At 63.8% G+C, this 14,330-nt stretch carries 12 protein-coding genes and 1 pseudogene; 5 read left to right on the top strand and 8 right to left on the bottom strand.

Going from position 1 to position 14,330, the window contains the following annotated elements:
* The 5 genes and pseudogenes from APM_RS18390 to APM_RS18370 form a co-directional block, all read left to right on the top strand.
* Positions 1-718 (top strand): annotated as a pseudogene (locus tag APM_RS18390) (hypothetical protein); the annotation flags it as partial.
* A gap of 432 nt (positions 719-1,150) precedes the next feature.
* Entirely contained in the window at positions 1,151-2,185 is a 1,035-nt protein-coding gene (locus APM_RS18385; protein ID WP_039889243.1) for a ketopantoate reductase family protein, read from the top strand.
* A gap of 451 nt (positions 2,186-2,636) precedes the next feature.
* Entirely contained in the window at positions 2,637-2,915 is a 279-nt protein-coding gene (locus APM_RS18380) for a type II toxin-antitoxin system RelE/ParE family toxin (RefSeq protein WP_039889242.1), read from the top strand.
* A gap of 11 nt (positions 2,916-2,926) precedes the next feature.
* Entirely contained in the window at positions 2,927-3,214 is a 288-nt protein-coding gene (locus APM_RS20910; protein WP_039889241.1) for a HigA family addiction module antitoxin, read from the top strand.
* Positions 3,215-3,643: 429 nt separating this feature from the next.
* Positions 3,644-4,228 carry an NAD(P)-dependent oxidoreductase gene (locus APM_RS18370; RefSeq protein WP_007424897.1) on the top strand — a complete coding sequence of 195 codons (585 nt, stop codon included), beginning with the start codon at positions 3,644-3,646 and terminating at the stop codon, positions 4,226-4,228.
* On the opposite strand, the gene cobA is transcribed toward APM_RS18370, so the two are convergent.
* The 8 genes from cobA to APM_RS18330 form a co-directional block, all read right to left on the bottom strand.
* On the bottom strand, positions 4,197-4,982 hold the full coding sequence (gene cobA, locus APM_RS18365) for a uroporphyrinogen-III C-methyltransferase (protein WP_007424896.1): 786 nt from the start codon (positions 4,980-4,982) through the stop codon (positions 4,197-4,199). The two genes, APM_RS18370 and cobA, sit on opposite strands and share 32 nt — an antisense overlap.
* The gene (locus APM_RS18360; RefSeq protein ID WP_007424895.1) at positions 4,960-7,545 is read right to left on the bottom strand and encodes a molybdopterin-dependent oxidoreductase; all 2,586 of its coding nucleotides are present in this window, start codon (positions 7,543-7,545) and stop codon (positions 4,960-4,962) included. The genes cobA and APM_RS18360 overlap by 23 nt, the downstream gene beginning before the upstream one ends.
* On the bottom strand, positions 7,542-7,892 hold the full coding sequence (gene nirD, locus APM_RS18355; protein ID WP_007424894.1) for a nitrite reductase small subunit NirD: 351 nt from the start codon (positions 7,890-7,892) through the stop codon (positions 7,542-7,544). Before nirD ends, APM_RS18360 begins: the two co-directional genes overlap by 4 nt.
* Positions 7,892-10,336 carry a nitrite reductase large subunit NirB gene (gene nirB, locus APM_RS18350; protein ID WP_007424893.1) on the bottom strand — a complete coding sequence of 815 codons (2,445 nt, stop codon included), beginning with the start codon at positions 10,334-10,336 and terminating at the stop codon, positions 7,892-7,894. The genes nirD and nirB overlap by 1 nt, the downstream gene beginning before the upstream one ends.
* A 14-nt stretch (positions 10,337-10,350) precedes the next feature.
* Positions 10,351-11,577, bottom strand: coding sequence for a NarK/NasA family nitrate transporter (locus APM_RS18345; protein WP_007424892.1), 1,227 nt, complete (start codon positions 11,575-11,577; stop codon positions 10,351-10,353).
* A 264-nt stretch (positions 11,578-11,841) separates the two neighbouring features.
* Complete coding sequence (locus APM_RS22840; protein WP_007424891.1) at positions 11,842-12,732, bottom strand: ABC transporter substrate-binding protein; 891 nt, start codon at positions 12,730-12,732, stop codon at positions 11,842-11,844.
* The gene (locus tag APM_RS18335) at positions 12,729-13,304 is read right to left on the bottom strand and encodes an ANTAR domain-containing response regulator (protein ID WP_007424890.1); all 576 of its coding nucleotides are present in this window, start codon (positions 13,302-13,304) and stop codon (positions 12,729-12,731) included. Before APM_RS18335 ends, APM_RS22840 begins: the two co-directional genes overlap by 4 nt.
* A gap of 589 nt (positions 13,305-13,893) precedes the next feature.
* The coding region (locus APM_RS18330; RefSeq protein ID WP_241763214.1) for a hypothetical protein at positions 13,894-14,330 on the bottom strand (437 nt) is incomplete at its 5' end.

The following is a 14,330-nucleotide window of genomic DNA, read 5'->3' as shown; positions in this document are numbered from 1 at the left end:
AATGCAGTTGACCGCGCAGGCCTGGTATTATGATTTCTATCAGTACGCGCAGATGGTTTATGGCCAACTCGACGTAGTGCAACCCATGAGCAATGGACAAGCCATCTTCGGCGCAGTCCAGGCCCTGACGGAAGGCAACTCGGCCGGCAATGCCTCAAATATCGAAGCCTTCACGGGTAACAACGCCCGCTCGATTAATGCACATATCTATGGTGCCAAGCTCGGCTATTCGTTCGGCGACGGCAGCATCGCTCTTGTGGGCAATTATGTCCCGACAGAATACAATGCGTTCCACCACGGCGGCTTGATCCATCCGTACAACGACCTGACCGGAACCTCCTTTACCGATACGATGCAGACCGGCCTGTCGAATCTCGGGCCAGGCTATGCTTATGGCGTGACAACGCACTATGACTTCCTGAACAAGAAGCTAAAGGTTGGTGTCGCGTATATCCGTTATCTCGCCCGCTACGGTTTCGGCGGTGACGCGGCAAACTATGCCTACACCGGAGCCTATGGCTTCTCGAGCAGCAGCTACGTCCCGAACCAGCAGCTCTGGGCGCTGGATGCGAACGCTTCGTACGATCTCTCGTCAGTGCTGAAGGGGTTGTCGGTCGCGGAAGACACGGACATTGCCGATGCAGAAAACCGTTCTGGCTACACGCACTACAACAACCCTTATTTCAGCAGCCGCGTCTATCTCGAATATAACTTCTGAGGAAATTGGCTATTAAGCCGCGCGCCCGGCCCCACAAGCTCGGGCGCGCTCCCATAACCGAACATTTGGATGGCTTGAAATAGGCCCGAATTTTTCTGAATTGGCGGGACAGCGCTCTGCGATTGAAGGGGGACTGATCAGGAAGCCGGCTAAATGGCGGTTGGACCGCCGAGGACTAACGCTCCGGCGTTCCCCTTAAGAGGCTATCGAGTGTTCCTGATGGTAGCCATGAATGGGTTTGACCTATCGGGGGCCAATCTTCCAAATCACGTGCCAGAGAATGTTGGAAAGCAATTTGATCCGCGTTGACCTGCGTGTTCTGTTGAAGATGGACAAATGAGCGAAGTTCAAGATGGGGGCAGAATGACGTCACTTCACCCCCCAGATCTCCGACTATACGATTCCAGTTTGTAACAGCAAAGGAGAGGCAATATGAATACAATTACAAAGAGCCCACGGATCGCATTTTTGGGTACGGGCGCGCAGGGGGCTTCTATAGCTGCTGACTTTGTTTTGGCTGGTCTTGATGTAACTCTTATAGATCAATGGCCGGCGCACGTAGAGGCGATGCAGACTAATGGGTTAACTGTAAACCTACCTAATCGAAGAATCCATACGAAGGTAAATGCGCTACATGTATGCAATGTTGCCGAAATAAAAAAGCCTTTTGATCTCGTGATATTGGTGATGAAGGCATATGACACTAAATGGGCATGCGAGTTGATAAAGCCCGTTCTTGCGGATGATGGGTTAGTCGTGGGTTTACAAAATGGCATGACCCATGAGGACATTGCCTCTATTCTTGGGCGCAAACGGACCATTGGCGCGGTAATCGAAATCGCCTCCAATATGTGGTTGCCCGGAGTGACAAACCGCCAGAACGATCATGATGAGTCGTGGTTCGCATTAGGGGCGCTAGACCCGGCAACCCAGCCGCGTGTTGAAGCGGTCGCTGAATTGCTTCGCAATTCTGGCACGGTTGAGGTGATCGATGACATTCGCTCTGCAAAATGGATGAAGCTTGTTGTCAACGCGGCCGAGCTAATTCCCTCAGCGATAGTCAATACCGCGTTGCAAGATGCAACGCGCGAAGCAGGAATGCTGAAGGTGATGCGGGCAGCTGGCTACGAGGCGATGCAGGCGGCGCTTGCTGATGGAGCCACGATCATGCCAATCATCGGGATGCCCGCGGTAATGAGTAATCATCCCGATCGGTATGTGGACCAAATCTTTGAGAAAGTGCTGACGACCTATTCGCGTGAAGATACCCTTACGACGTCTCTTCAGGATTGGCGCAAGGGCCGACGCGCAGAGGTGGAAGAGGTGAATGGCTGGGTGGTAAACATTTTAGAGGCGCACGGTCGTACAGCACCAGTCAACAAGCGTATTGTACAGGTTGCTCTTGATATTGAGGCAGGTTTGCTAGAAGCCAATCCAGAAAATGCTACGCTACTATTTGACACATAATAGGCCACCTGCTCATGAGCATATCAGGCAGTGCATAAACTACTATCTTTGAAGGTCAGTTGGCGGTGTTGGTAACCTTTGCGTTGATCACCATGGCGGTGAGGCAATTTAATGCGTCGTGAAATACTCTGGATCCGCAACCCTATGTGGCTGTCACTCTTTTAGATGGCGTTTTGTTTATTAGTAGACCAGGATTTGATCATAGCATAATTGCATTTAAAGGTGGTTATATAATGCCTCTCTGAGAGACTTTTGGGCAATACCAGACAAGAACATGCGCAACTTGGGACAATATCGTCCAAAAACCTGCATAAAATATCGGACATTGCTCATAATACCGTCAAGCATCATTTTGGGCAGATTCTCTGCCAGATGTCCGAAACCGGTCGGTTTTGGGCGTGATGGCGTTGATAAGTGTTGTATAGCGGCGCGTTACGCGATACAATAGCACATGATTTTGAGTTTTCGACATAAGGGCCTTGAGGCATTTTACCGCACGGGCTCCATGCGCGGGATTCAAACCGCACAGGCGGACAAATTGAAGCGCATTCTTGGCCTTTTGGATGTGGCGCAAACGCCGCAGGATATTAACATCCCAGCGTTTAAGCTGCACCCACTGAAAGGCGACCTTGCCGGGCACTGGTCCGTGTGGGTCAACGGGAATTGGAGAGTGACGTTTCGGTTCGTTGAGGCTGGCGTTGAGTTGGTGAATTATCAAGACTACCACTAGGAGAAGGCAAAATGATGCATAATCCGCCACATCCTGGCGAACTGCTAAGAGAGGATGTCATCGGTGAGCTGGGGCTTTCCGTTACCGAGGCCGCCCAGAGGCTGGCTATGTCCCGCGCAGCGTTGTCGCGTGTGTTGAACGCCAGGGCTGCCATTAGCCCTGATTTGGCGATCCGGCTTGAACAGGCTGGCGTGAGCACGGCCCAGGCATGGCTTGGGATGCAGGCAAACTATGACCTTTGGCTTGCACGACAACACAAGCAGCCACCAGTACGCCGTTTTCAGGCAAATGTGGCCTGAGCGACCAAGTGTAGGCAGTGACCAGTAGATTTATGGTTTTATATCCGCTGGGTAGCACCAATGGGGACGTATAGCGGCCAGTCGGCTTATGTCTTACGAAATCGGATACCAGATGTTCGCCTTGTGGCGAGGCCGGGCCGAAGCCGGAATGGCGGCTTACGGCTCCCGACCAGAGGAAAGTCACCATTCAGGGGACGATCAGCCTTGGCGTGGAGCAACCCGACAAAGACACCGAGGTCAAATTGAATGACCCCAAGGGCGGTCGTTCGCGGGCACCAGGGGCGGCCTCTATCTGGGTTTCGGTCGTAACGCAGCGATTTTTGAACTTCTGAAAGCAGACAAGGCGCCGCTATCCTCCTGACGCACGATTGTGAGCGATCTTGCGGTTGCTAGCCTTAATGCGGTTCCGTTTCCTGTTGGGATGATCTCATGATTCCGATCGTGCTCGATCCGAGCTATTGCCGTCTCGGCGTATGCGGCAACGGTCCTATGTCGCTTCGCAGGCTGCGTGCGCTGCGTGAAGGCGGCGCCGATGCCGCCCTTCTGTTCAGTGACGATCCGGATGCGGCGACAATCGCGGAAGCTGGCGCCGCGCTATGCCGCAGAATGCCGACGGGCGATGACCTCGCGCGACTGCATGCGCTCTGGATCGTCGACGTTCCGGACGTGGTTCGCGCGGGCCTGGTCGCGGCGGCGCGGGCGGCGCGCGTGCTGGTGAATGTCGAGGACCGCCTGCCCGACTGCGACTTTCATTCCGTGGCGCAGGTGAGGCGCGGCGATCTGCTGCTGACGGTCTCGACCGGCGGTCAGGCAGCCGGCCTGTCCTCTGTGCTGCGTCGGCATCTCGAAGTCGAATTCGGGGCGGACTGGGCCGCACGGCTGTCTGAAATCGCGGTACTTCGCGAGCGATGGCGCGCCGAAGGGATGTCGATGCCCGAAACGGCTCGCCGGATCGCCGACCATGTCGAGGCGCAGGGCTGGCTCACGACAGCTCGCGGGCGTCCGCCCGAATAGTCGCCACCGGAACCGCCGCGTCGAGCGCGGCGCCGATCAGGATCAGCGCCGGGGCCGCGAGATCGGCGGTGGCGATTCCGTCTGCGAGGTCGATGAGGCGGGCAAGCCGGCGCGTCTCGTCCGGGCGGCTGACATTGGTCAGCAGCATCGCCGGCGTGGCGGGATCGAGCCCGGCCTCGATCAGGCGGTCGGCGATCGCTCGGGCGTGGCGGGAGCCCATGTAGAAGACGAGGGTCGAATCGAGCCGGGCCAGTGCCGCCCAGTCCTGAGGCGGTAGCCCGCCATCGGCGGTGTGGCCGGTGACCAGGGTGACGGCGCGCGCCCTGCCCCGCGCGGTCAGCGAGACGCAGGCAGACGCCGCCGCCGCCGAGGCCGCGGTGATCCCCGGGATCACCTCGACCGCGATGCCTGCGGCCCGCAAGGCCGCGATCTCCTCGCCGGCCCGGCCGAAGATCATCGGATCTCCGCCCTTCAGCCGTAGCACCCGAGCGCCGGTGCGCGCGCATTCGACAAGGCGGCGGTTGATCTCTGTCTGGCTCATCGCGTGCCGGCCACACCGCTTGCCGACATGGATGAGGACGGCATCCGGGGCGGCAAGGACCAGGATGCGAGCATCGACCAGCGCATCATGCAGGATGATTTCGGCGGCGCCGATCGCCCGTACGGCCCGCAGGGTGAGAAGATCCGGATCGCCCGGCCCGGTGCCGGCGAGGATGACGGGATGCGCCTTGCTATTCGGCGGCAACGAGGTCATGGCGGAGAAATCCCTTCAGTTCGGAGTGGCATGAACCGCAGCCGGTGCCGGCGCCGGTGGCCGCGCCGATCGCCTCGACGCTCCGGCAGCCGGCGCGGATCGCGGCACGGATCGCGGGTTCGGCAACCGCGTTGCAGACGCAGACCTGCCGCCCGCGGGTCGCGGTGGCGCGGGCGGGCTGGCCAAGCAGGAGCGTCGGATCGGCTCCTGCTTGTGGGGCCGCGAACAGCGCCTCCAGCGCCTCGGGGTCCGGCAGCGCAAGCTCCGCCGGCGCGACGTGGAGAAGGAGCTGGACGCCGGCCCGGTCGAGCACGGCGAGGCGGAAGACCCCGCGCGCCGGGTCGGCGTAGTCGAGGAATTCGGCACCCTCCGGCAGCTCCAGCAGCCACCGTGCCGCGTCCACGGCGCTGCGGGCGGCGAGCGGGGCAAACCCGGTGAAGCGCGACAGCGCCAACCCGCCCGGGCGTAGTGCCTGCGACCAGACGGCTTGTTTGCCAGCCGTCATCGCGCAGGAAGCGGCACGTCCGATGGCAATGGCCCGCCAGAGCGTCGGCACCGCCGCAAGTCGCACTGGCGAATGCTTGAAGGCCGGCTGGCCGGAGATCGGGTCGGTCGCCGGAACAGTGAGGCGGTTGACGCTTCCGGCGCTGCCCTGCGCTGCGGTCCAGTGTATCGCGGCGAACACCGAACCTTCGCACTGTCCCGGCGAGATCGCTGCCGGGAAGACGATGCGCGCCCCTTCGCTCCCGGCGGCGACAAGATCACCAGGCAGCACGCCGAGGCGCGCCGCGTCCGTCGGTGCGAGTTCCAGGGTCGCGGCATCCTGGTGGGCCATCAGTTCGGCGACGCGACCGGTGCGCGTCATGGTGTGCCATTGGTCGCGCAGCCGGCCGGTATTGAGGGTGAAATCCGTGCGCGCGCGGCGGAGCGGTGATACGGCGACGAAGCGGGCCCGCCCGTCTGGCGTCAGGAAGTTTCCCTCGGCAAAGAGGCGATCTCCGGCCAGAGGCCAGCGCAGCGGGCGCATTGCGTCGTAATCGTCATCCGGGATGGCAGCGAGCCCGCCGATATTGAACCGCCGTCGCCCGAAGTTGCGGAAAGCGGAGAGTGCCGCGTGTTCGCGGAAGATCGCAGCCGGCCCGTCCCAGGCGAAGGCCGCGCCATGGCCGAGCCGCCGGGCGAGTTCGGCGAACATCCACCAGTCGGGTCGGGCAGCACCGGGAGCGGGACGAAACGCGCGCTGGCGGGAGATCATGCGCTCTGAATTGGTGACGGTGCCGTCCTTCTCGGACCAGCCTGCCGCTGGCAGCAGGACATGGGCATGGGCGGTCGTCGCCGTGGGCCAGCAATCGGCGACCACGAGGTGCGGACAACGGGACAGCGCGTCGCGCACGTCGAGGCTCGCTGGCAGGGATTCGGCGGGGTTGGTGCCGGCGATCCAGAGGGCGCGTATCTTGCCGTCGGCGACGGCACGGAACAGGTCGACCGCCTTCAGCCCGGGCCGGCGCACGAGGTTGGGGGCGCCCCAGAATTCGGAGAGCGTCGCGTGGTCGTCGGGGTCGTCGAAGCCGAGATGCGCGGCGAGCTGGTTGGCGAGGCCGCCCGCCTCGCGGCCGCCCATCGCGTTGGGCTGGCCGGTCAGCGAGAACGGTCCGGCGCCGGGCCGGCCGATCCGTCCGGTGGCGAGGTGGAGGTTCAGGATCGCGCCGATTGCGTCGGTCGCCGTCTCGGACTGGTTCACGCCCTGCGAAAAGGCGGTCACCATGCGCGGGGTGGCGGCGACCCAGCCAGCGAGGGTTTCGAACGCGGCGGGATCGATCCCGTGCTCGGCCTGCCGCGCGGCGGCCAGCGCGGCGCTGAACCCGGCGGTGTGCCGCGCGATGTAGTCGCGATCGAGCGCGCCGCGGTCCGCGCAGGCGGCGAGCAGCGCGCAGAACAGGGCGAGGTCGCCGCCGGGGCGCACGGCGAGGTGCAGGTCGGCGAACTCGGCGGTCGCGCTACGGCGGGGATCGATCACGACAATCCGCGTCCCGCGCGTCGCCCGGGCGGCAAGTGCGCGCTGGAACAGGACCGGATGGCACCATGCGGCGTTCGAGCCGGCGAAGATGATCAGTTCCGCCTCGTCGAAATCCTCGTAGATCCCCGGGACGAGGTCCTCGCCGAAGCACCGGCGGTGGGCGGCCACCGCGGACGCCATACAAAGCCGGGAATTGGTGTCAATATTGGCACTGCCGATGAACCCCTTCATCAGCTTGTTGGCGACGTAGTAATCCTCGGTCAGGAACTGTCCGGACACGTAGAAGGCGACGGAGTCCGGCCCGTGCGCGGCGATCGCCCGCGCGAAGCCGTCCGCCGCTGCATCCAGCGCCGCGCTCCAGGAGGTCTCGCGCCCGCCGACCATCGGCGTCCGCAGTCGCTCCCGGTCGTCGAGCGTGGCCGCGAGTTTCGCGCCCTTCACGCAGAGCCGTCCGCGATTAGCCGGATGGGCGGGGTCGCCAGCGATTGTCCCCTCGCCGGCAATCAGCCCGCAACCGACGCCGCAATAGGGACAGGTCGTGTTCATGCCGGCGCCAGCGGAGCGGAGACGTCCAGCAGCACGCGTCCCTCGGCCACGCGTACCGGGAAGCGCGGGACGCAGGAGGCGGCCGCCTCGCCCTCAGCCGCACCGGTCGCGAGCGCGATCACCCAGTTGTGCAGCGGGCAGGTGACGCCATGGCCGTGGACGATGCCGTGGCTGATTTTGCCGCCCCTGTGCGGGCAGGAATCGCGCAGGGCGAAGACGGCGTCGTCGCCGGTGCGGAAGATCGCGACATCGCCGTGCGCGGTCGCCACGGTCCGGGCGCCGCGCTGGGGGATGTCGTCGAGGGCGGCGACATCGACGAAGCCGGTATCGGTCATGATCGCGTCCATCACGTAAGCTCCGCGACATGGGTGAATTTCGCGCCGGCGGCCGCGGCCGACTCCATAGCCCAGGGATCGGCCTGGGCGAATGTTTGGGCATGCAGGAAGCGGGCGGCGAGAGCCTTGCGGTTGTCCTCGTCCTCGACGACGGCTTGCTTCACATAGTCGAGCCCGACGCGCTCGATCCAGGGCGCGGTGCGCTCGAGGTAATGGGCCTCCTCGCGGTAGAGCTGGAGGAAGGCGGCGCAGTATTCGAGCACCTCGGCCTCTGTCGTCACCTTGCACAGCAGGTCGGTGCCGCGCAGGCGGATGCCGCCGTTGCCGCCGACCAGCAGGTCCCAGCCGGCCTCAGTCGCGATCACGCCGAAATCCTTGATGCTCGCCTCGGCGCAGTTCCGCGGGCAGCCGGAGACGGCCATCTTCACCTTGTGCGGATGCCACGAGCCCCAGCTCATCTTTTCCAGCGCGATGCCCATGCGGGTCGAGTTCTGGGTGCCGAAGCGGCACCATTCCGAGCCGACGCAGGTCTTCACAGTCCGCAACGCCTTGCCGTAGGCGTGGCCGGACACCAGGCCGGCGGCGTTCAGGTCGCGCCAGACCGTGGGCAGGTCCTCGCGCTTCACACCGAGCATGTCGATGCGCTGGCCGCCGGTGATCTTGACCTCCGGAATGTCGAATTTGTCCACCACGTCGGCGATCGCGCGCAGTTCGCGCGCGTTGGTCACGCCGCCCCACATGCGCGGGACCACCGAGAAGGTGCCGTCCTTCTGGATGTTCGCGTGCATCCGCTCGTTGACGAAGCGCGACTGGGCGTCGTCAACGTATTCGCCCGGCCAGGCGCAGAGCAGGTAGAAATTGAGCGCCGGGCGGCAGACATGGCAGCCGTCCGGGGTCTTCCATTCCAGCGCCTGCATCACCGCTGGGATTGATTTCAGTTTGCCGCCGACGATCCGCCTGCGCACCTCGCCATGGTCGAGACCGGTGCATTTGCAGACCGGCTTGACCGTCGCGGGTGCGTACTCCGTGCCGAGGGCGGCGCGCAGCAGCGCCTCGACCTGGCCTGTGCAGGAACCGCACGAGGAGGACGCCTTGGTCCTCGCGCGCACGTCATCGACGCTTGCGAGACCGAACGCTTTGATCGCCCTCGTTATCGTCCCCTTGCAGACGCCGTTGCAGCCGCAGATTTCCGCACCGTCCGGCAGGGCCATCACGGCGGCGTCGGGGTCGGCCGGTCCGTCCGCGAGGGGGCCGAAGATCACACTGTCGCGGATCTCGCCGATATCGGTCCCGTCCTTCAGGAGCTGGAAATGCCAGGCGGCGTCGCTTGCATCGCCAACGGCGACGAGGCCGACGATCCGGTTTTCTCGCAGGACGAGCCGGCGATAGGTCCCCCGCGCGCCGTCGCGCAGCACGATGTCCTCGGTGCCGGAATCGCCGAGGAAGGCGCCGGCCGAGGCCATCTCCACGCCCGAGACCTTGAGCCTTGTAACGCTGGCCGCCGGCGTGAATCCGATCCCCGGCGTGCCGGTCATCGCCCGCGCGGCGACACGGGCCATCTCCCAGATCGGTGCGACCAGGCCGAAGACCTTGCCGTCATGCTCGACGCATTCGCCGATCGCGAAGATCGCGGGATCGGAGGTCCGCAGGAAATCGTCGACGATCACGCCACGATTGCATTCGAGACCGGTCGCCCGGGCCAGGCCTGCATTCGGACGGATACCGACGGCCATCACCACGAGGTCGGTGGGAATTTCCCGCCCGTCCTTCAGCCGGACCGCGCGCACCCGGTCGTCGCCGATGAACGCGGCGGTCTCGGTGCCGGTCAGGATCGTCATTCCGCGCGCCTCGAGGTTCTGCTTGAGCAGATGGGCAGCGGAAGCGTCGAGCTGGCGCTCCATCAGGGTCGGCATCAGGTGGATCACCGTCACTTCGGCGCCGCGCAGGTCGAGGCCGTGCGCCGCCTCCAGCCCGAGCAGCCCGCCGCCGATCACCACCGCCTTCGCGCCGGGCCGCGCGGTTGCCAGCATGTCCCCGACATCGGCGACGGAGCGGAAGGTTTGCACGCCATCAAGTTCCGCCCCGGGGATCGGCAGGACGAACGGGCTGGAGCCTGTCGCCAGCAGAAGCAGGTCGTAGGGCGCCTCGGTGCCGGCGGCACCTCGCACGATCCGGCGCGCGCGGTCGATCCAGTCGACATGCTCGCCGGCGATGAGGCGAATGCCGTTGCTAGCGTACCAGTCGTAGTCATTAAGGACGATATCCTCGAACCGCTTCTCGCCTGCGAGAAGCGGCGAGAGCATGATCCGGTCGTAGTTCGGGTGGGGTTCCGCGCCGAACACGGTGATGTCGAATATGCCGGGCGCGATGGCGAGGATTTCTTCGACTGTCCGCATCCCGGCCATACCGTTACCGACGACGACGAGGCGCGGCCGCGAGAGGGTGGTGCCATGCATGGCGTTCGTTCCTTTCAGATCCGGACGGTGCCGTTGCCGGGGGGCGAGGTGAAATCCGCGCGCCAGCGGCGACGCACCGTCATCAGCCCGGCGAAGGCGACGAGCGCGAGGGCGGCGAAGACCAGGAACCCGTCCTGGTAGGAGCCGGTGAACTGCTTCGAAAAGCCGAGGCTGGAGGCGAGGTAGAATCCACCGACCCCGCCGGCCATGCCGACCAGGCCGGTCATTACCCCGATCTCGCGGCCGAAGCGGATCGGCACGAGCTGGAACACCGCGCCGTTGCCCATCCCAAGGGCGAGCATCGCGAGGACGAAGGCAGCAAGGGCGAGGGCGAGGTCCGGCAGGCCGATGCTAACCAGAGCCAGCGTGGCCGCGGCGACGACATAGAAGATAGAGAGTGCCGCGATTCCGCCGATCCGATCCGCGAGCCAGCCGCCGAGCGGCCGCACCGACGATCCGACGAAGACGCAGGCCGCCGTGGCGTAGCCGGCGTTGACCGCAGCCAGGCCGTACTGGGTATGGAAATAGATCGTCAGCGATGCCGCGAGCCCGACGAAACCGCCGAAAGTGACGCTGTAGAACAGCATGAACCACCACGTGTCGTGGAGCCGCAGCACGCGGAGATAGGCGCCGAGGCTCTGCGGCGCCGGATGGGCCGGGCTGTCTTTCGCGAGTATCGAGAAGACGCACAGCACGACGACCATGATCGCCGCCGCCATGCCGAAGACGCTGGCGTAGCCGAAAGCGAGGCCGAGCGCCGGGGCAAACAGGGCGGCAAGCACAGTGCCCGAATTGCCCGCGCCCGCGATGCCAAGGGCGGTTCCCTGATGCTCCTTCGGATACCAGCGCGATGCGAGCGGCAGAGCAACCGCAAAGGATCCGCCGGCGAGGCCAAGGACGAGCCCCAGCGCCAGCACCGAGCCGTAGCTTGGCAGGCCGGTCGCCCAGGCGAGGAGAAGGCCGGTGATGACGATGAACTGCGCCACGATCGCGGTGCGCCGCCCGCCGAAGCGGTCGACCGACAATCCGTTCGGAATCCGCAGGAGGGCACCGGCCAGCACCGGAACCGCGACCATCAGCCCCTTGTGCGCGGGATCGAGATGCAGCGTCCGGCCGATCTGCACACCGAGCGGACCGAGAAGCACCCAGACCATGAAACTGGCGTCGAAATAGAGGAACGCGGCAAAAAGGGTCGGTAGATGGCCGGATTTCAGAAACGATTTTTCCGTCGTGGTATGCATGGTCGCACTCCTGCGGATCTTGCGATCCGCGATGCGGCCCCCGTTGGCGCGCGATCGATCAAGGATGGGCAACGCCCGCACGACCCTCGAGCCGTCATTGGCCCGAAGCCGCATGTCACCATGCATATGCGGCCACGCAATATCGATGCCAAGCTTATGATTTGTCCAAAAGCGGGCCTTAGAGGGTAGACAACACAATATATGCTTATTCTTTACGCAACATAAGACTATTTTTCGTTCTTATGCCGAATTTATGGCTTATTATTATGGTGTAATAATGGCCAGACTTGGATCTTCTCCTGCAGGATCAAGATGGCCGGCCTCGACCATCCGCGCGATGGTCCAGGCAATGTCGGCCTTGTCCGGCAGAAGCGAGGCGCCGGTCATGAAGATCGGATTGCCGGTCCGGGGGATGAGCGCGTCGCGTACCATACCTTCCGGCAGGTCCAGATGGGCGGGGGCGGCAAGCAGGCGGGCGAGTGAAGGTGCTCCATCTGGCGCGCGGCAGAGCGCGGTAGCGGCCCCAAGAGCAGCGCGCAAGGCGGCGGCTGCAGGTTGGATTGCTGCAAAATCAGCCCGCAGGACCACGAATTTTTCTGGATGCCCGGGTGCCAGCGTCGCAGAATCGGCGACAACCGTGCCGGATCCGGTCCGGACCGCGAGCGCGCCCCAGGGAGCGCCGGCGCAGAAGCCGTCGATCTCGCCGGCCGCAAGCGAGGCGACCATCTCGGCAGGCGGGCGGCCCCCTATCTTTGTTCGGGCCGGGTCGATTCCGGCTTCCGCCAGATAACGCCTGAGCAGCAGGTCATGGTTGGAGTATGCATGGACCGCAGCGAAGCGGGCCTCTTCCAGCCACCGCTCCGCGCCATGCCGGAGAACCACGGCATTGCCTTCGCGCGAAAGCATCGCGACAAGCGCCAGGGCGGTTCGCCGTCCCCGCAGGCCGAGCCCCATGGCGATGGCGAGCGGCCCCAGGATCACCGCGGCGTCGAGCATGCCGTAGGCTAGCTTGTCGGCGATATTGGCCCAGGACGGTTCGACAGCGATGTCGGCCTCAAGCCCGGCATCGGCGAAGAAGCCGTACTCGCGCGCGACGATCGGGGGGCTGCAGTCAATCAGCCGCAAGACGCCGATGCGGATCGGTATGGAACTCACGGCATTTTTTCCTCGTCATCGCCTAGTAGAGCGCGGGCGACTTCGGCAACGCGTACCTGGCGCTCCATTGCCCGGCGCTGCAAAAAGCGATGAGCGGCCGGCTCGGTCATCATGTCGCGCTGCATGAGCAGGCGCTTGGCAGCATCGACCAGCCGGCGCTCGGCAAGGGCCGACTCCGCCTCAGCAAGGCGGCGTTCGCGTTCGGCCCCCCGTCGGAACAGGGCGATCGCGCTGCGCAGGATCGGCTTGATGTCGGCGATGGTGGCGATATCGACGTGGTAGGATGCGACACCGGCGCCGATCGCCTCCTCCATGAAGTTCGGGTCATCCTCATCCACGAATAGCATCACCGGTGCCGGCTGGGCGGTGGCGCTGCGAACCTGTTCGAGACTGTCGCGGTCCGGCCGGGCCATGTCAACGATCACCACATCTGGCCTGAGTTCTGCGACCGCGGTGGACAGGCTCAAGTTGGATGGAGCAACCTGCACAAGATAACCGGCCGTCTGAGCACCAAGCCGCGCCGCAAGCGCCTCAGCACGAGTACGATCAGTGTCGGCAATCAGAATATACACGCAGGGTGGTTAATCCGTCTGGAATGTAGCCGAGCGTAACGCTGCAAGAAACGGGCCAAACCAGGCAACCGGCACGACGATTGCGTCAATCCGACGAGATTGGCGGAAGTCAGGCACATCCCGAGATGGTGCAATTGGTTTGAGCACAACGTGCAAACAATGGCCTGCCGGGCGTGACTTGCAGCACGACGCGTGATCGCGCAGTGAATGTGCAAGAGAGCCCCTGCCGCCGCGCAGCCTTTGGGCCACGACGTACGCCGGAGCTGGCAGGCGGGCTTCGGCCGGAGCGGGCTATGCAGGAAATGTCTGTTTCGCAGCTTTCTCGTTTCAAAGCGGCCATTCCGCATTCCACCCAAGGCGGTTAGCCAGCAGAGTGCCCACGAGCTTCGGCTATGGAGCATTCCCTTGGGAAGGTTGGGCGACATGTTGGGCGCGCTCCCGCCAGCTCGGGTCGGCATTGAACGGCTGGATTTGGAGGCAGACAATCAGCCATCCAGTGACCAGGATCGAGTTACGCCCCTACCAACACAACAACATGCTTACATGTAATTGCTCAGCTTCTGGTTGGGTATTAAGTCCGCCAACTCCTTCAACGCCGGGACGGCAAGACGGTGAACGCATAGCGCCGCACCGGCCAGCCTTGCGCCCAGGCATGGAGTTGCAGCTGCCAGAAGCGCAGCCGGTCATTGAGGAGCAGGCTGGCGCGTGAGAGTGCCATCATGAGGATGCCCGCGCCGAGCGCGAACGCAGCCAAGCGCAGCCTATGAACCTCATAATTCAAAATGCAGGACAGAGCTGAGAAGAAGCCCAGCCAGAACAGGAGGCGGCGGAACCAGAGCACGAACCGCACCGCGAGAATCAGCACGTCGAGCACAGCGACCAGCAGAAAGCGCAAGGAGCCCCGAAACAGGCAGAGCAAAACCCGGCCGAGCTGGGAGGTGAAGCCAGCCGAGCGAGCCGCCGCATCCGGGGAAGGGGTAAAATCCTCCTCCATCCCGCTACCCATGCGCGGCCTGGGCGACATTT

The sequence above is a fragment of the Acidiphilium sp. PM genome (assembly GCF_000219295.1).
Taxonomy (GTDB): domain Bacteria; phylum Pseudomonadota; class Alphaproteobacteria; order Acetobacterales; family Acetobacteraceae; genus Acidiphilium; species Acidiphilium multivorum.
The sequence above is the reverse complement of the archived record's forward strand: the minus strand, read 5'-3'. Positions and strand labels throughout refer to the sequence as shown.